We start from the raw sequence: 17,441 nt of genomic DNA, 5'->3' as shown, positions 1-17,441 counted from the left end.
CCTGCTCGGAGTGGCCTCCGGGCAGGTCCTTCCGATCAAAGTTTCTTGCGAGAGCGGGCAGGACGAGCGGCCATTCGTACCGCGGTGTTCAGCACTACTGCCGCGCGAATGAGTTCCTTGAAGGCCTTCTCATCGATCGTGTCGCCCTCGTGAATATCGATGGCGCGCCGAGTGTTGCCCTCGAGGCTGGAATTAAAGAGGCCTTCAGGGTCCGGAAGCGACGCACCCCTGGCGAACGTGAGTTTCACCTTGTCCTTGTACGTCTCGCCCGTGCAAATGATTCCATCGTGCGACCACACCGGAACCCCCGCCGGGTTCGATGGCTTCCTCCATTTCACCTCTTCGATCGCATCGGGGTCGGCCTGCTTGATGAGAGCTCGAATCCGCGCAAGCATCTCGACGCGCCAATCGATTGGTTCCTTCATTCTCGCATCCTTCAGCCGACAGGTTGTTACACCCCTTTCTATGCCGCTGTCCTGAGCATCACGCGCATTTGAAGTATCGCGGCTTCTTCGGGTGAATAACCAAGGTCCGCAAAAACGTTGCCCGATGAACTGAAGGTGGGATCGCTCATATGCCACCTCCAATCTCCTTGAGCCGTTGGCGAAATCACTCTGTCGTGGGCAGCTCTTCCCACAATACTGGCGCGGCGTATGTCGCGATGATCTGATCTGAACTGACAATTGTCAGGCCTTCGTAGATCGCTTGGGCGACTAGCAGGCGGTCGAACGGATCGCGATGGTGGTTAGGCAACCGCGAGAGCGCAGCGATGTGATGGAGCGTAATGGGAAGAAGTTGAATCGCGGCGCGGTCCAGCTCCGATTGGACGAGTTCGGCGGCGGGCTTGCTGAGTTGCACCTTGCCAAGCGTTGCCTTGATCTGCATTTCCCAAGGCGAGACTAGGCTCAGGAAAAGATCGTTGGATGGGTCTTCCATTGCGGCGCGAGCGGCTGACGGAAGCGCGTCCGGGCGGTCCACATAGAATATGAAGCTGTGGGTGTCGGGCAGAAGCTTCATTGGCCTTCGCCCAACCAGAAATCGTCAACAAGCTCTGCGTCGAAGTCGGGGGCGATGTAGACAACCGCGCCGCGCTGAAGTCCGAGGCGCCGTTTCGACTCGGATGGCGGAGTCGGCTGGTCGATTGGCTCGACCTGAATGCGCACCCGCTGGTTGGGCTTCAGCGCCAGGGGCTCATCCGGCACAATCACCTTGCCGTCAAAATGTGCGTTCAACTTGACCATGGTGAGACAAGGATACCACAACTCGCCGCCTCCTCGATTACATCCGGGTCAGCCTGCTTGACGAGCCTTCGGATGCGCGCAAGCGTCTCCCCCAGCAATCGCTTGGCTCCCTGATTCTTGGATCGATCAATTGAGAAGGCGATCTTCCCCTGCCCTCTTCTGGCCTTTGATCTTTGGCCACTTGAGATTCACATTTGTCAAGCCTTGTCCCAGCCGGGCAGGTCACTGGCCTGCTTCACCCACGAAATGAATTGGGCTTCGTCGAGTGGGTCGTGCTCGCGAATGTCTAGGTAGCGCACGTCCTTGTGTTTGGACTCGCCGGGCGGAATGGGGTGCAGTGACGCGCCCTGGAAGAACGTCACTTTGACGTATTTCGTGAAGCAGTGGTAACTGAGGAACCAGCCTTGGCCTTCGATGCCGTAGAAGGGCGAGTTCCATTTGACAGCCTTCTTCACGCCGGGGACGGTGCGCGTAATGAGCGCGTCCAGGCAGCGGCCAACATTACCCTGCTCTTTCGGCGATAGGCAACATGCGTATACGCACTCGTGCTTCGTTAAATACGACAACACATCCAAGTACTAACGATTCCTCGATTGTGGGGAGGTTCACTTGTAGCAACGCGACTTGTTGCGCCGGTCTGCGATTCGGACCTCGGCGAAACAAAATTACCGACGGTTTTCTCTCACCCCTTAGCGCTAGCAACGTACCAAAATCCGTGTCGGCGGATAGTAGAATTCGATCCGTCTTCGCTGCTTCCGCGAAAATAACCTCGTCTTCCGCTGCGGCCAGACCCAAGTCGCGTACATGAATTGCGTCATGGCCCAAGTCTCGCAGTCCGACTGCCACGGCGGGCGAGAGCGCATTGTCTACAAGAAACTTCACGGAATCGCCAGCGGAAGTTCTCGCGCGCGGACGGCTTCAGCGGCATATCTGAGGGCCTCATGGATATCGTCAGCATCGAGGTCCGGGTAGGCTTCGAGGATCTCGGACTCTGTCATCTGGTCTGCAATCATGGCGACGACGGTAGCTACCGGGATACGCAGCCCCCGGATGCACGGCATCCCATCCATTTGTTTCGGATTCACGGTGATTCGTGAGAACGTCATACTTGGGCTCCCGCGTTAGACTAACGACAGTTCCATAGCGAAGAAATTGTCGGCTGATCGAACGATGAAATGCAACGTTACAATCCTTCGCTGAAGCTCCAAGATGCTGACAGACATGATTACTCTGTATGTGGCTTTTGCCCAAAGTCGCGATGTAAAGATCGGGTAAAACGGTAGGATTTCACGCCGCGCCCCAGCCGGGCAGGTCACTGGCCTGCTTCACCCACGAAATGAATTGCGCCTCGTCGAGTGGGTCGTGCTCGTGGATGTCGAGGTAGCGCACTTCTTTGTGTTTGGACTCGCCGGGAGGGACGGGGCGCAGCGAGGTGCCGCGGAAGAATGTCACTTTGACATATTTCGTGAAGCAGTGGTAGCTGAGGAACCAGCCTTGGCCTTCGATGCCGTAGAAGGGCGAGTTCCATTTGACAGCCTTCTTCACGCCGGGGACGGTGCGCGTAATGAGCGCGTCGAGACGGCGTCCGATGTCGCGTTTCCACCCGGGCATCGCTGCGATGTAGGCCTGCACGGGAGCGTCGCCATCGGCCTTGGCGATCTGGGGGTTACCGCCGGAGAGCAGCTTCGGTTTGCCAGAATGCTTTTTTGGTGCAGTCTTGCGCGGCTTGTCTGTCTTCGCCGACTTCTTAGGGGTACTGGCGGGCATAGTGTTCACTCTAATCGATCTACTTTATGCGATCGCCAATATCTGAATTATGACTTGCTCAAATCGCGATAGTAGAGTTCCTTGGCTTCGACGGTCATCTTGTCGTTGTGGCATTGGATGGCGAAGCGGCCCTTCTTGTATTCGTCGTCGTGGTAATGGGTCACCTCGACGTCGTTCACCCAAATCGAAATATCGCTACCAACGGCCTTGATGCGCATGGTGAACCATTCGCCGTCTTTGGTGAGGAGTTTGGAAGCCTTGCCCGTTGGCGTGCCGGGCTTCCATAGCCAGCCGGTGAATGCGTCGCCACTGTTGCAGATTTGCGCTTCGTAGCCGCGGGGGTAGTCGTCCGGCTTGCCTTCGGGCGGATTGGCGCGGAAGTAGAGACCGCTGTTCGCGGTCTTTCCCTGGCTGGTGACGCGAAAGGTGCCTTTGACTTCGAGGTCCGTGAGTTCGGGCGCGGCGTAGATGTGTCCTTGTCCTCCCGGCGATTCTCCGATGATAACGCCCTCCTCGATGTGCCACTTGGCGCTGCCGCGGACCGTCCACCCGTCGAGTGTGTTTCCCGTTATCAGTGGGGCCCAGCCCTTGTCCTTCGCCGCCGCGGCGGAAGTTAGGGTGGTCTGATGTGCAGCGAAGATGACGGTTATGGCGGCGATGCCAATTGCGTATCGAGATTTGTACATGTCTTTTCCCTCCCACTGCTCGATGTGTTGAATGCCCGAGATTCAATACCTGTCGATGGACTATACAACGCGGAGCCGCAGACAAGAAAGTGCAGTTGGGAGAAATGGGAGCAATGAGAGCAATGGGACCTATGGGAAGAATGGAAATATGGGCGAAACCCTTCGTCGTCCCGTTCGGGTCGAGCGAAGGTTGGTGGAGGCGGCGGGAATCGAACCCGCGTCCGAAAGTGCGTCCACGTGGGCGTCTACGTGCGTAGCCTATCGATTAGGATTCGCCACCCGGGGCCGCGTCAGGCGCGCTGCCCAAGGCCGCTAGGCGGGGTCGGTACTCTCCGCGGAAGTCCCCGCCGGACTTCCGCTTCGAGGCCCGCTGTCGGCGCCGTATCCCCCTAGCAGGCGGTCAGAGGTACGACGTCGCCGTTAATTAAGCGGCGAGGGCCAATGGTTGATTGGCAGTTGAAACATGATCGGCTTTTAACGAGGCCAACCGATCAACCTCGGCACGCAACCCACGATTCTTCACCCCCGTCGAAACCTGGTCGCCCCCACTGCGTAGGGTGGGCCGGGCAATTACTCCGGGAGCCACAGACCGTGGCTATGTCCAACACGTATTATGCCACATTATGCGTACACGCCCGCATCGGTCTATTTGACGAAACTCTTCGTTGACTTGACGAAGGTCTTCGTGTATACTTTTGTTTAGATTGAAAAGGGGGACAAATGAAACGACGCGCCATCGTGCGGCCAACCGACGCCGAACTTGAGATTCTTGGCGTGCTTTGGGAACTGCGCGAAGCGTCGGTTCGCGAGTTGCACAGGGTACTCGCGCGGACCAAAAGCGTGGGCTACACGACTGTCCTCAAGCTGATTCAGATTATGACTGCCAAAGGCCTCGTAACTAAGCGAGACGACGTACGACCTCAGATTTACTCCCCCACCTTCAGCGAACAGGAGATGCAGCGGCACCTTGCCTCGGACTTGGTCCGGCGCGCATTTCGCGGTTCCGCACATAAGCTGGTGATGCAAGCGCTTTCGGTCCAGTCCGTGTCGGACGAGGAAATCGAGGCGATTAAGAAGCTGCTGAACAATCGCGGAGGAAAGGCATCATGATGGACACTTATTCGCCATTTCTCGCTTTGTTGCAGAACTGGGGCTGGGCCCTCATACACAGTATTTGGCAACTCGCCATACTTGGCGGCTTGGCGGCGTTGCTATTGACCTTGGTGAAACGGGAGCGCGCCGGTCTGAGACACGGAATCTTATTCGCGGTGCTAATCCTTATGGCGGCATCGCCCGCGGTCACTTTCCTTTCACTGACACCCGCGAACGCTTTTTCGGATGTGTGGGCATCTTTCGTCGCCCCACAGGGGTCAACGATCAGTTCGACGAAATCTTCGCGCAACGTCAATGACTCGGCGAATTCGCCATGTCCAGAGTGCGAGGAATCACTCACGACGGATACGTCGGCCGCTTCAGTGGAAACCGGCGTCGACGCGACTGCGCTCGCCTGGCCAGTCCCGGACGCGTACCGTCGCGCGATTCGCGCGTGTGAGCCGATGTTGCCCTGGCTAGTCCTGATATGGGCCCTAGGCGCTTCCGTATGCGTGCTCCGGCTCGCAATGGGAAGCGTTTGGGTCCTGCGGATAACCACGACGCAAACCGCACGGTATTGCGCAGAACTGATGCAAACCACAGATCGTATTCGCAAGGAACTCGGGGTGAGTTACCCGGTTCGGGTTGCGATATCGTTGCTCGTCGAGGTGCCTACTGTGCTCGGTTGGCTGCGTCCACTGATCCTCATTCCGCCGAGTGCTATAACCGGCCTGACTCCGCAGCAGCTCGAAATGATCATCGCACATGAACTGGCGCACCTTGCGCGGCGCGACCAATTTATCATTCTAATCCAGTCGTTCGTCGAAGCGGTCTACTTTTACCATCCCGCAGTATGGTGGGTCTCCAAGATGCTGCGGGAAGAACGCGAGCATTGCTGCGACGATTGTGTATCCCGTCTTTTCCACAACAACGATGTCTACGTCCGCGCCTTGTTATTGCTGGCCGAGACCCATCGTAAGGAGCCTGCCTATGCATTGGGCGCAACCGGCGGTTCGCTCTACCGACGAGTTCGCCGCTTACTCGCCGGCTCGAACAGCGCATCCAAGGCCGAACGCATCTACGGTGGCATGCTGCCATTGGGACTTCTTGCTCTGCTGATTGCGGCGTGCGCAACGACCCCGTTCCTGCGTGGACCGGCCGAGGCGGCCCCGGGTCTGAAAGTACTCACATTTTTGCGGCCTGCTGGTGTTTTGTGCCAGCGCCCCCAAGGCACAACGACCTTCTTCGATTGGGTCGAGACCGTTCCTGCAGCGGGAACAATCCAGGTCCCTGCCGAGTATGACTTCGCACTTATGATGCGGCCTGATGCGCAATTCGATTTGGCCTCGCTTGCATCGGCGCCGAGCGACGACATCAGCGCGCTGTTGTTGGGCAGTTTCTATGTCTACCGCGCTGGAAACGAACCGCCGGAGAGGGCATACGCGGACGCGCTGCAGACCGAGAAACGCACGCGGATGCCGTTGTACGATGACCACGTCAAGCATATGGTTCATTTCACCGGCCTGCGCGAACTCTATCTGGACCACTCCCACTTGGGCGACGAGGGTATTCGTCAACTTGCGCAACTTGACGGGCTAGAGGTCTTGAGCCTCGTTGGAACGGAGATTTCCGATGTGGCGCTCGGCTACATTTCCGAGATGCCGGGAATCCGACGGCTGGACTTAACGAACACAGCGATAACCGACGCGGGCGTCGCCCGGCTATCGTCTGTTACCTCACTCGAAGACTTGACGCTGGACCGTACCGCGGTAACGGACGTGGGCGTGAGATACCTCGCAAATCTCAAGAACCTCCGCAGGTTGTCAGTAAACTTCTCGTTGGTGACGAACGAGGGTGCCGGCCCATTGCGTACAATCGAGTCTCTACGAACGTTTCACGCATGGCACACGGCAATGTCCCCTGAAACAGAGATGCGCATCGGTCACGCCACGGGTGCCGAAAAGTATGGCATTGTCTCCAAACCAAGAGTTGGAATACTTCTTACAGAATTCAGCGGGGCGCACAAGCACTCGATGCCGTACGAATATACGCAGCGTCACGTAATCGGAATTGCACAGATTTTGATCGACCTTGGGTACGACCTATACGCAGTAGTCGATCCGGGCACGACAACCGAAGGGTATATGCCAAGTGTAATCGAGTGGCTGGGAGTAGAAGATCGGATCGTCGATGACACTGACTCCGGAGCGCTTTCGCAATTGGACGTAATCGTCAGTGGGCATAGCCCCATGCTGCAGGACGCTGTCATCGAGGCGATCTTGGCCGCGGTGAAGGAGGGCACAGGCTTTGTTAACACGTCGGTGTTCGGCAACCGCGTTCCCGGTAATACTGCGGCACTTGCGGAACTAACGGGCATCGACAACCCGAGTTACAGTTTCGAGTTTCGATACCTGACGTGTTCTGTGTTGGAAGAACATCCGATTCTTGCAGGTCTCATGAGGGGTGACGTTTTTACCATCAAATGGCGAAATGGTTGCCAAGGGTCGGTTCGGGGTACGCGTTTGCTTGGGCCGCCGGATGGCGCGTCGCCATCGTTTTGCCCATTGTATGTGCACGAGGTTGGCAATGGCAGGGTTGTTAACGTGCAGTGGCAACAAATCACGGTGACCAACGGCACTATACAACCGTTTGAATTCTACGGTCGGAGCGTAAACTACGCAGCCGGTCTACCGGTCGATGCCACATGGTGAAGAAAAGCGAAGTGGTGCCCCATGCGATGGGGACGGCGACCTTGTTTGTGTTACTTGTCTTCATCGACAACGGTCATGCGGAGTCGAATGCGAATGTCGTAGTGACGAAAGACGTTCAGTACGGCGTTGGGCTTATTGAAAACGGTGCTTCGAGACAACCCTTGTTCTTGGATATCTATCGCGTCGGACAGGGTGCGGAGTTGAAACCAACTCTAATCCTAATACACGGGGGAGGATTCAGCGGAGGAGACAAAAGCAATTACGAGAAAGTCGCGCGTCAGTTCGCGGCACAGGGATTCGTCTGCTTTTCAATCAATTACAGGTTGACAGGGAATAAACCCCCAAATGGAATTGCCAGTACATTTGAGGACGCGAAGACGGCTGTACGCTGGATTCGTGCACACCAAACGAAATACGGAGTAGACCCGAAGCGCATCGCTGCAATGGGCTCGTCCGCCGGTGCTTCGATCGCGGACACATTGGCGTTATCCGAAGCGAGCGAATACAGACCCGATCTAGATGTTCCTGAAAACAACCCTAGCGTGGATTCTTCCATTCAAGCGTGTATCGATCATTCTGGTGGGTGCGCCGCCAGCGGAACTGCCGATTCAGAGGACCCCCCCATACTTATCATGCACGCAATCGGGGACTCCAAATCACCGTTTTCTTGTGCCGAACACCTTCGCGATCGAATTACTAAAGCTGGCGGTACTTGCCGGTTTCTTGCGCTACCCGGTTCCGATCACGTACCTCCGCTCGAAACTACATTCAACGGCAAGACTTTGTTTGACCATGTTCTAGCATTTTTGAACGAACACCTAATCGCATCAATTCCCCCTGGCGGATAGCTGTTGGAAACCTCTGAACCTACTTGGGCAAATCGTAGATTGGCAGAGGAGACCTCATCGGCGCTTAGGAATAGCCGATCATCCTTGGTACGGAGAGGAACCAATCCCCGGCGCCGTAGAGTATCTCCCCACCGGGCGCCCATTGTGCCGGAATGCCAGCGACCGCCTTTCTGCGTTACGCCAGGGACCTATCGAATGCAGAGGGGGTTCTCTCACACTTTCGACCTGTTATGATGGTGGGACGTTAAAGCTTTCACTTGGGGGAGACTACAATGAACAGCAGAAAAGCGTCTCGTCGATCATTTCTAAAACGATCGACCGCGGCCTTGGGCGCCATTGCCGCGCCGAACATTATCACCACTGGCGCGCTGGCGGGGGCGGGGCGCAAGGGGGCGAACGATCGGGTGAACATCGCGTATATCGCCGTGGGGCGGCGCGCGCGGCAGTTGATGCAGGTGCCGGAGGATTCGCGGGTTGTCGCGTACGCGGACGTCAATCGGGCGCGGTTGGACGAGATGAAGCAGCGCAACAAGGAAGCAAAGGTCTACCAAGACTACCGCGAAATGCTTGCGTCGCCGGATATCGACGGAGTAATCGTCGCGTCACCGGACCATTGGCACGCGTTGCACGTGATTCATGCGTGCGCGGCAGGCAAGGACGCGTACTGCGAGAAACCGTTGTCGCTGACGGTGCGCGAGGGCCGCGCGATGGTGGATGCCGCGCGCACGCACGGGCGCGTGGTGCAGACGGGCAGTCAGCAACGGTCGATGAAGAACACGCAGGACGGTATCGAACTACTCCACGAGGGAAAGATTGGCAAGGTGCATACCATCCACGGGGCGAATTATCCCAGCCCTTGGGATTGCGACTTGCCGGAGGAGCCGGCGCCCGCGGAAATCGATTGGGACATGTGGTGCGGGCAGACGCAGCCGCGGGGATATCACAAGAATTTGTACATTCCTCGGGCGGGCGAGTATCCGGATGGCCGGCCGCTGGGTTGGATTTCGTACACGCCGTATTCCGGCGGGGAGATGACCGGTTGGGGCGCGCATGGTCTCGACGTGGTGCTATGGGCATCGAAAGAGAATGGGCCGGTCGAGGTGTGGATCGAACCGGACGCGGCGTCGGGTCCGCCGATCTTTTTTGGCAAGCCGCTGAAGTTCACGGAGGCGAATGCGTGGCCGGAAGGCAAAGACCTTCTCTGTCCGGTGTCGTTCAAGTTCGCGGGCGGCGCGGTGCTGCACCTCGACGGCAAGGGTCCCGGCGGAGGCGCGGTATTCGAAGGCGATGGCGGATCAATTGTCGTTGATCGGGGACTTCACTCGCTGAATCCAACACCCGGGGAGCAGGACGAGAAACTGCGCGGTCCCGACGCGACGAAGGAACACATCCAGAATTGGGTAGACTGCATCCGGTCGCGCGAGAAACCGCGCGCTGATGTGGAGACGGGACATTTCGCGGCGACGATCTGTCATTTGGGAAATATCGCGCGCTGGACGAAGCGCAAACTGCAGTGGGACCACGTGAAGGAGCAGTTTGTGAACGACGCCGAGGCGAACACATATTTGCAGCGCGCGATGCGGGCGCCGTGGACGATTTGAGCTTTGGAGCTGGACGGGATGGACAGGAAGATCGATAGGATCGATTACGATTACGAGCACGATTACGAGCACGAGCACGAAAGTACGTGCGACTTAACCCTGACGTGTTCAACATCTGATTGGTTTGGGCAGTCCATTTCATCTGCAGTGCCGCGGAAGCGCATTATCTCGTGATTCGGTAAATCGCCGTCGTATTCGCAGGTAAGTCATCCTGCCAGGTGTTCGTGTCGGTTGCGCAGGGGATCGACTGGAACGGCACCAAGCGCTCGACCGCGCGGACTTTGTCCGGCAGTGCGAACGTGTGTCGCCGCGCGTCGCTCGTGTGCACGACAAAATAGGGTCCGAACAATCCGACCATTCCCGGCGTATCGCGGCAGAAATGAACGAAGGTATTCGCGCCAATCCAGCGCAGCACTCCGACTGGCAAGCGGGGTACGGCTGCATAGACGCTTACGCCGCCCTTTAGCGGAGTTGCAGCGACCGCAATCGCATTACTGTCTTTGAAACGTGCGATGACGTGCATATCGTCCCTATTTGAGATTTCAAATTTGAGATTCCAGTTTCCTTCGAGTGTCCAGGTTTCCTGCGTAACCTCTGATTGCACGTGAATAGGGCCCGCTGCGTCGCGCGCGGAAACGTTGAATCCCGTTGCGGCGCGGATTCGCGCCACGTCCACCCCGTTCTCACCCGAGACGTCCGGCGCAAACGTCCACACGACAGTCCCGCCTTTGCTCAGGAATTTGTCGATAGCGCGGCGTTCCTCGGTTGATATCGAATACGCGTTCGCGAGGATCAGGACATGGATTGAATCCGGTAATCGAGGCAGGTCCGACTGCAGGTAATAGCCCACGGGGGTCCCGAGACGATCCAATTCCCTCCGCCAAAACGACAACGACTCCATCAGATACGGGTAGGTCGTCGCGCGCATGGTATGGATACTGTCCTCGTCGGCAACGAACGCGATCTGCGGTTGAAAGAGGACCGGCGTGCGGGCCTCGGCGAACAACCGCCGCGTCAACGGCGCCGTCGTCCAAAACTCCTTGTCGATCCACCGTCCATCCGCGAGCACGTCGAAGTACCACATGCCTGCGCGGTGCGTGAGCGCATTCGCGATATTTCTGCGGTTAACTGAAAGCAATTCATCCGCGTTTGTCGAGAGCGAGACGTTTCCCGTTGCGAGCGCCTCCTCCGGCACGGGTTTCGCGGTATGCGTGCGGGAATCTTCCTCGATGACCACCAGTTTGCCATGCAACGCCACCGAATCCAGGGGCAGATGCATATGGGCCGGGTTTCCCAATTGTCGATCGAGGTAGGAATAGGGCGCGTGAATCAGATCGATGTCGCGGCAATCCAACAGCTTCGTGAGGGCGAGATGACCAGAGTGCGCGAGCGATCGTGGTGCGATCCCCCCCACTTCCATCGTATATCCGTAAAACGCGCCGACCAGCCCCCGCCCTTTCATAGCTTTTTTCGCGACGCCCGCGAAATCCGCGATGCAGTCGGCGATCAGTTCGTTTGAATACTGCTGATAATCCATCGCGGGCCGGTGTTTCAACGCGTCGCGAAACGGTCCCCACGCCGCCGCATCGCGCTGTTCCGGCATTGGGATTGTTGCGCCGCTCAGCGACGCGTGTTCGTCTCCCCACGCGCGCCTGAGGCCTTTGTCGTTGATGTATTTCCCCTTCAGCCACGCGCGAAACGCGACCGCATTGGCATTGCTGTAGTCGATGAACTCGTTTGTATCGGGATAGAACCACTCGCCGCACATTTGGGATGTGATATGGACCCCGACGAACCGATTCGCATACGGGCTCTCCTGAATGCGGCGCAGGCAGTCCGCGAGCAAGCGTGACGCGTCGGCGCGCCACACCGCGCTTGCCGGCGACACCCATGAAAGGGCCGTTCCGTCCGGTCGACGGATCGCCTCGTCAGGGTGCGCTGCGAGCCACGCGCCACTTCCGCCGATCCACACGCGAACATAGAAGTATCCGGTGGGATGCGCAGGACAGAAAGTATCCAGCACCGACTCGATATTCGTATCGCCATCCCACGCCAGTGGCACGTTAAACGCAAACAACGGGAGGCCCGCGTCCGCCGCGAGTTTCAACTCATCGAGCAGCACATCGTCTCGTCCAAACTGATTGTTCGCGCAGAAAAACAGGGGCGATACGACGTCGCCATTGATCACTAATCCCGGCCCGCCCTTGGGGCCGGAGAGCACGCGGCACACCGGCATGGATTCGGCGTGCGCGTAAACTGCGGGAGAAATAGCGAAAGCAACAAGAGCAAGCAGGCGCAATACGCGAAACGTGATTCTGGATTTTGGATTTTGGATTTTGGATTGAATACGGCAGCGGTCTGATGCCGGCGGCGCGGGTTCGATCTCGTTCAACTGATTCGCGGGCAAGTCGCGCGCGATCGCGGCGGAGCGCCAGGAGAAAACGCCGGCAAGAGTCGACTGCAGACACGCGACGATTGACGGAAGGCCAGCCGATATTCGAGGAGTAATACGTGTGTTTAGCGTGGAAGTCGCGGCCCGGTTTCCAGCCTGGGATGTGTGCCCCGGGGCGTCCCGAATCACCAACAACCGCCAAGCCTTGTCGGGGCGAAACCGCCTGCAACATGCAGCGCAAACCTGAAACAGCATGATGGAAGGGTAACGCTCAGCCCCCAATCGGTCAAATAGCATCATTCATGGATCGCAATCCGAAACGGCACACTCTTCGTCGTCGTGCGTGTTACGTCGCGGCCAATTCGTTTCCCGCCGCGTCCCGAGCAGTAATTGAACGTTACGTCGATTTTGCCGATCAAATTCCCCGGCCCGATCAAACCCTGTTCGACATATTTTCCCAAGTTCACTTCGGCGTCGAAACGCTGTGCGTATGGCCACGTGATCGGATTGCGCACAAATGCGCCCGCAAACGAGCGCGGTCTGCGCTCGACAATCAGTTCCGGATAGAATGTGCCCTTCGGGCCGACTGCCGTCGTCGCCGTGTAGTCGACATAGAAGCGGACGTTCCCCACGTCGATGTTCCGGTGCCATGCGTTCAACGAAACTCGAATCGGCAACGATTCGTGCATGCCTACTTCGGGAGGGATGACTGCGCTGACCGTAGGTTCCGGCCACAACATGGGCAAAACGACAAAATACACGACAACCGCAATTCCAGCCCCACCCAAGATTCGTTTCGTGCGATCGCTCATTTGTCCCCCAATGAGTCACAGCACTCTAAAAAGTGTTGTGCTGACCGCCGCTCCCCGTCGCATTCTCGCCTATTGCCTAACGCGCCGTCCACTCACTCCCTTTGGTCCACGACAGAGCGCCCCATCACACAACGGGAAAGCCCTGCACGCGCTCCGTCATGTATGCCTTCGCGGAGAAATCCGCGAGCAAGACCCGGTCTTCATTGGTCAATGCCAGATCGCCCGTCGCGATGCGAATGTTTTCCGCCACGTCACCGGGATACGACACGCCAATATTCAACATGCTGATGCGCGGATCGTTAATTACCCACCGAATCGCCGCCGCGGGCAAGCGCTTGACGGCTTCCTTGTCGTAGTCCGGCAGCACGTTTTTCGCATTGTGATTGAAAATCCACGCGCCGAGGATTTTCATCGCCACGATGGCCATGTCAAGTTCGTGCGCCTTGGCGACACAGCTCTCCCGCCATTCCAACATCGTCTCCGAATGCCGCGTGTTGTATCCCTTTTTGAAGTAACCGTACTCGATCAGCACCGAATCGAAATTGCCGGTGGCGATCATCTTGTACATTTCTTCGAACTTGTTGTGGCCCGTGATTCCGATGAAATGAATCAGGCCCTCGTCGCGCAACTTCGCGAGTTCGTCGTACTGCGGCATGCACCCCTCGTATCCGAACCGCTCGATCATCGGCCCGTGAATCTGCATCAGGTCGATGTGGCCGGTCTGCAACTGTTTCAGCGACTCCTCGACGCTCGCGCGCACTTTGTCTGGCGATGGCACCATCACCTTCGACGCGATGAAGACCTTGTCGCGGATGTCTTTCAGCGCCTTGCCCATCAACTCTTCGCTCTCTTGATAGATGCGTGCCGTATCGAAGTAACGAACACCGAGATCGTAGGCATCGCGCACCATCTTGATGCGGTCCTCGGGCGACGGCGGATTGTCCAGCCCGTAGTACCCGTATTCCTTCGCCATCATCGCCGAACCGCCGTGCCCGATGATTGGAAACGAGTAGCCCGTCTTGCCGAACTTGCGCACGGGAATGGGGCCGCTGTAGGAGATCGATTTCTTTGTTACCGGCACAGCACCCGCGGATTTCGCAGCCAGCGCCGAAACCGTCGCCGCGCCCAGCGTTGTCGTGATGAATCCCCGCCGATCAAAAGTGTCCTGTGCGTGTTCCATGACATGGCTCCCTTGCAGTGGAGGTTGACGCTCTATCCTTGCAGGCCCATTCCTCATTTGCAAGGCCCAAAAGCAGGTGGACGCGAGCCGGCCGATTCGCACTTTCCGTCGTGGAACGATACAGTTAATTCATTCGTGTGGCTCGCAAGGAAAGTACGATGGGTAAGAGCAAGGTTCTCCGCAAACTAATCGCAAAGTTCCGCGTGTCGAACGGCAAACGCTTCAAACTGAGCGATGTTGACCCGGACGATACCGGCCCCTTCGAGTCCGACGACAAAGATGCCAGCGCCGAATTGCTTGCGAAGGGCGCCGAGAAGCTCGCCGCGCTTCAGGAGAAGCTCTATGCCCAAGACCGCTGGTCTCTGCTCCTCATCTTCCAAGCCATGGACGCCGCCGGGAAGGACGGCACGATCAAGCACGTCATGTCCGGCGTCAATCCGCAAGGCTGCCAGGTGCACTCGTTCAAAGCGCCGTCAGCGGAAGAACTCGATCACGACTTCCTCTGGCGCACGAACAAGGCGCTTCCGGAGCGCGGCCGCATTGGCATCTTCAACCGCTCGTACTACGAGGAGGTGCTCGTCGTTCGTGTCCACCAGGATTTCCTGAAGGCACAGCGCCTGCCGCCCGAAGTCGTCACCAAACATATTTGGAAGGAACGCTTCGCGGACATCAACGCGATGGAGCGCTACCTCTCGCGCAACGGCACGGTCATCCGCAAGTTTTTCCTGCATGTTTCCAAGGACGAACAGAAGCGGCGATTCCTTGATCGCTTGAACGACCCCACGAAGAACTGGAAATTCTCCATGAAGGACGTCCAGGAGCGCGATCATTGGAACGGCTACATGCGCGCGTACGAAGAAATGATTCAACACACCGCGACAAAACACGCCCCGTGGTACGTCGTGCCCGCCGACCACAAGTGGTTCAGCCGCGTCGTAGTTTCTCAGGTGATCATCGAGGCGCTGGAGACTCTGAATCTCTCGTTTCCCGAGGTTGGCGCGGCCCAGCGCAAGGATCTCGAAGCGGCGCGCAAGCTCTTGCGCTAGCAGCCCGTGGCAAAAGTCCAAATACCGCAATTTGTAGCGTCCCGCTCTCTGTGGCGGGTGCGAATTTGGGTCGAACTTGGCCTCTCCGCGTTTCGCCCGGCGCGGAGACCGGGCGCTACAGGACTTTTGCCACGCGCTGTTAGGCGCCCTCGTTATGTACGCACGTACGACTCCGAGATGATGAACTTGCAGAAGCCCTTTCCAAGTGGATGTCCCGTAACCTGCCCGTTGCGTTCGACCCTGTAGGTGTCGTTCCCCTTTGGCGTCAAGGGATCGTGGACCGTGATCCACTGCTTTGTCCCTTTGCTATGCGCGCCTACCACGGTCACGGCATGACTCGCTTTGACGGCCCCGCTCGGGCTGTCCTTGAAATCGATCACGAGCTCGACGTCCTCCCCCGCTTTGAGCTCGGCGACGATCTTGTCCCACATGTCGCTTCGTCCTTCCGTCACAACCGCATCGATCTTTTTGTTGTCCAGGTACAGCATGTGGCGGTTCGTGAATGCAATTTTTCCAGGGAGGAAATTGTCCGGCGCAACGCCCGCGGCGGTATGCTGCATGTCCTGATCGAGTTCGTTCAGCAGGTCCGTTGTTGTGTCGGGCATATCGTCGGTAAAGCCGTGTTTTTCCGCCAGCCAGAGCAGTGAATTGGCAGACGCGATTGGAACGCACTCGTTCTTCTTGCCCGCCCGTGGCCCAAGGTCCGGTACTTTGTCGTTGAATACTTTCTCGTCGCCCTTCTGTCCTGTCGAAGCAAGGCACAATTCCGCCGCCACAAACTCCAAGGGCGCCCCGCCTATGAATCCCGGCTCGAAGCTGTATGCATCCGTAATGTCCCACTCGATGCGCCTGCCGCGGTAGTCATTCTCGTCACCGACTTTCATGCCGCCGAAGTTCGACACAATGACACGCACCCCAATGCGCTTGTGCGTATCCCGAAGCAGTTTCTTCAGTTTGCGCTTGTCCTCGAACAACACCGGGAACACCGTCAGTACGCTTCCCTCCGAGAACGACAGCTCGCTGTCCACTGCTTGCTCGTCCGGGTCGAAAGTGCCGTCACGATTCACGTCGATGAATACGTCGAACTCCGCGGGCGCGCCGAGATTTTCCTCGATGGGCAACGCGACGCTTGCCCCACCCAATGGGCTGCCATCCTTCGTGACGATAATGATTTTGGGGTTTCCACCGTCGAACACCGTCCCGGCAACGGCATCGAGCGGCGAAAGGCTTCCGAAGACGAAGAAGGTGACCGAAAAGACAGCGCGAGGAATTGGGAAACGCATCGCCGAACCCTCCCCATTGGACAGCCCGAAATCAACAGTGAGAATACTGCTCAAGACAATGCTTCCTATAGCGTACGCGCACTTTGGGTGTCTGTCAAGCGGTCTCTCGCCTCGATGCACCGATTCATTTTGAAACAACAAAACTTCATTACGGAACGAAGTGGCGAGCGAATCCCGAAATGTAGTTCCTTAAGCCTCTCTCCTCAAACGGTTTGCGGGAGTAGAAAGAATTGGCATCGACATTGCTCTCCTTTCGTATGTGCGGCGGAAGTACGCACGCAACTGGAAATCTCAACGAAAGGAGTGAGTGGTTATGTCGCTAGTACGTTGGAGAGATCGCGGTGAACTGAGCCCGTGGGCCCCGTTGCGGGACATCGAAGGCCAATTCAACCGGCTGTTCGGCGAGCTGGCCCGCGACTACGACCTCTTCGATAGAGGTTGGGCGCCGGCCGTCGACGTCAAGGAAAACGAGCAGGAGTACACCATCGAAGCCGACCTTCCCGGGATGAAGAAAGAAGAGATCGACATTACGGTAGTCGACAACGTGGTCACGCTCAAGGGTGAGCGCAAACACGAATCCGAAACGAAGGAGAAGGACTACCACCGCGTCGAACGCCGCTACGGCGCGTTCGAGCGCACCTTCGAAATCCCCGGCGGGTTCGACGCCGACAAGATCGCGGCGCACTTCGATAACGGTGTGCTCAAGGTCACGCTGCCGAAGCGCGAAGAGTCCAAGCCGAAGCAGATCGAAGTCAAGGTCAGCTAAACCGAAACCCATCGCG

General features: G+C 57.7%; 18 protein-coding genes and 1 other RNA gene. 6 read left to right on the top strand and 13 right to left on the bottom strand.

Annotated features, from left to right (window positions below):
* Positions 1-35: 35 nt before the first annotated feature.
* From HUU46_06460 to ssrA, 9 genes are all read right to left on the bottom strand, one after another.
* Positions 36-425 carry a DUF1801 domain-containing protein gene (locus tag HUU46_06460; protein ID NUM53266.1) on the bottom strand — a complete coding sequence of 130 codons (390 nt, stop codon included), beginning with the start codon at positions 423-425 and terminating at the stop codon, positions 36-38.
* Between the two features lie 184 nt (positions 426-609).
* Entirely contained in the window at positions 610-1,017 is a 408-nt protein-coding gene (locus tag HUU46_06455; protein ID NUM53265.1) for a type II toxin-antitoxin system VapC family toxin, read from the bottom strand.
* On the bottom strand, positions 1,014-1,262 hold the full coding sequence (locus tag HUU46_06450) for a hypothetical protein (protein ID NUM53264.1): 249 nt from the start codon (positions 1,260-1,262) through the stop codon (positions 1,014-1,016). The genes HUU46_06455 and HUU46_06450 overlap by 4 nt, the downstream gene beginning before the upstream one ends.
* Before the next feature lie 176 nt (positions 1,263-1,438).
* Entirely contained in the window at positions 1,439-1,816 is a 378-nt protein-coding gene (locus tag HUU46_06445; GenBank protein ID NUM53263.1) for a DUF1801 domain-containing protein, read from the bottom strand.
* Entirely contained in the window at positions 1,743-2,123 is a 381-nt protein-coding gene (locus tag HUU46_06440) for a DUF5615 family PIN-like protein (GenBank protein NUM53262.1), read from the bottom strand. The genes HUU46_06445 and HUU46_06440 overlap by 74 nt, the downstream gene beginning before the upstream one ends.
* The gene (locus tag HUU46_06435) at positions 2,120-2,347 is read right to left on the bottom strand and encodes a DUF433 domain-containing protein (GenBank protein NUM53261.1); all 228 of its coding nucleotides are present in this window, start codon (positions 2,345-2,347) and stop codon (positions 2,120-2,122) included. The genes HUU46_06440 and HUU46_06435 overlap by 4 nt, the downstream gene beginning before the upstream one ends.
* Positions 2,348-2,528: 181 nt before the next feature.
* Positions 2,529-3,008, bottom strand: a complete 480-nt coding sequence (locus tag HUU46_06430) for a DUF1801 domain-containing protein (GenBank protein NUM53260.1) — start codon at positions 3,006-3,008, stop codon at positions 2,529-2,531.
* Positions 3,009-3,055: 47 nt separating this feature from the next.
* Positions 3,056-3,694, bottom strand: coding sequence for a DUF1080 domain-containing protein (locus tag HUU46_06425; GenBank protein NUM53259.1), 639 nt, complete (start codon positions 3,692-3,694; stop codon positions 3,056-3,058).
* Positions 3,695-3,885: 191 nt separating this feature from the next.
* Positions 3,886-4,241: a transfer-messenger RNA gene (gene ssrA, locus HUU46_06420) on the bottom strand.
* A 173-nt stretch (positions 4,242-4,414) separates the two neighbouring features.
* Between ssrA and HUU46_06415 the strand changes: the two genes are divergently transcribed.
* The 4 genes from HUU46_06415 (at position 4,415) to HUU46_06400 (ending at position 9,946) form a co-directional block, all read left to right on the top strand.
* Entirely contained in the window at positions 4,415-4,804 is a 390-nt protein-coding gene (locus HUU46_06415) for a BlaI/MecI/CopY family transcriptional regulator (protein NUM53258.1), read from the top strand.
* Positions 4,801-7,497, top strand: coding sequence for a hypothetical protein (locus tag HUU46_06410; GenBank protein ID NUM53257.1), 2,697 nt, complete (start codon positions 4,801-4,803; stop codon positions 7,495-7,497). The genes HUU46_06415 and HUU46_06410 overlap by 4 nt, the downstream gene beginning before the upstream one ends.
* Entirely contained in the window at positions 7,491-8,345 is an 855-nt protein-coding gene (locus HUU46_06405) for an alpha/beta hydrolase (protein ID NUM53256.1), read from the top strand. Before HUU46_06410 ends, HUU46_06405 begins: the two co-directional genes overlap by 7 nt.
* Positions 8,346-8,617: 272 nt before the next feature.
* Positions 8,618-9,946 carry a Gfo/Idh/MocA family oxidoreductase gene (locus HUU46_06400; GenBank protein ID NUM53255.1) on the top strand — a complete coding sequence of 443 codons (1,329 nt, stop codon included), beginning with the start codon at positions 8,618-8,620 and terminating at the stop codon, positions 9,944-9,946.
* 163 nt (positions 9,947-10,109) lie between these two features.
* Here HUU46_06400 and HUU46_06395 read toward each other — a convergent pair whose 3' ends face one another.
* The 3 genes from HUU46_06395 to HUU46_06385 all read right to left on the bottom strand — a co-directional run bounded on the left by HUU46_06395 (position 10,110) and on the right by HUU46_06385 (position 14,330).
* A complete protein-coding gene (locus HUU46_06395; GenBank protein ID NUM53254.1) occupies positions 10,110-12,353 on the bottom strand; it encodes a hypothetical protein in 2,244 nt (747 codons plus the stop codon).
* Between the two features lie 281 nt (positions 12,354-12,634).
* The gene (locus HUU46_06390; GenBank protein NUM53253.1) at positions 12,635-13,150 is read right to left on the bottom strand and encodes a hypothetical protein; all 516 of its coding nucleotides are present in this window, start codon (positions 13,148-13,150) and stop codon (positions 12,635-12,637) included.
* Between the two features lie 124 nt (positions 13,151-13,274).
* Complete coding sequence (locus HUU46_06385; GenBank protein NUM53252.1) at positions 13,275-14,330, bottom strand: aldo/keto reductase; 1,056 nt, start codon at positions 14,328-14,330, stop codon at positions 13,275-13,277.
* A 158-nt stretch (positions 14,331-14,488) separates the two neighbouring features.
* Between HUU46_06385 and HUU46_06380 the strand changes: the two genes are divergently transcribed.
* Entirely contained in the window at positions 14,489-15,376 is an 888-nt protein-coding gene (locus HUU46_06380) for a polyphosphate kinase 2 family protein (protein ID NUM53251.1), read from the top strand.
* 152 nt (positions 15,377-15,528) lie between these two features.
* Here the strand turns inward: HUU46_06380 and HUU46_06375 are convergent, their stop codons facing one another.
* The gene (locus tag HUU46_06375; protein ID NUM53250.1) at positions 15,529-16,659 is read right to left on the bottom strand and encodes a hypothetical protein; all 1,131 of its coding nucleotides are present in this window, start codon (positions 16,657-16,659) and stop codon (positions 15,529-15,531) included.
* A 313-nt stretch (positions 16,660-16,972) separates the two neighbouring features.
* Between HUU46_06375 and HUU46_06370 the strand changes: the two genes are divergently transcribed.
* A complete protein-coding gene (locus HUU46_06370; GenBank protein ID NUM53249.1) occupies positions 16,973-17,425 on the top strand; it encodes an Hsp20/alpha crystallin family protein in 453 nt (150 codons plus the stop codon).
* The last annotated feature ends 16 nt before the right edge of the window (positions 17,426-17,441 follow it).

The organism is Candidatus Hydrogenedentota bacterium (assembly GCA_013359265.1).
GTDB lineage: Bacteria > Hydrogenedentota > Hydrogenedentia > Hydrogenedentales > SLHB01 > JABWCD01.
This window is presented reverse-complemented; position numbering and strand designations above follow the sequence as displayed.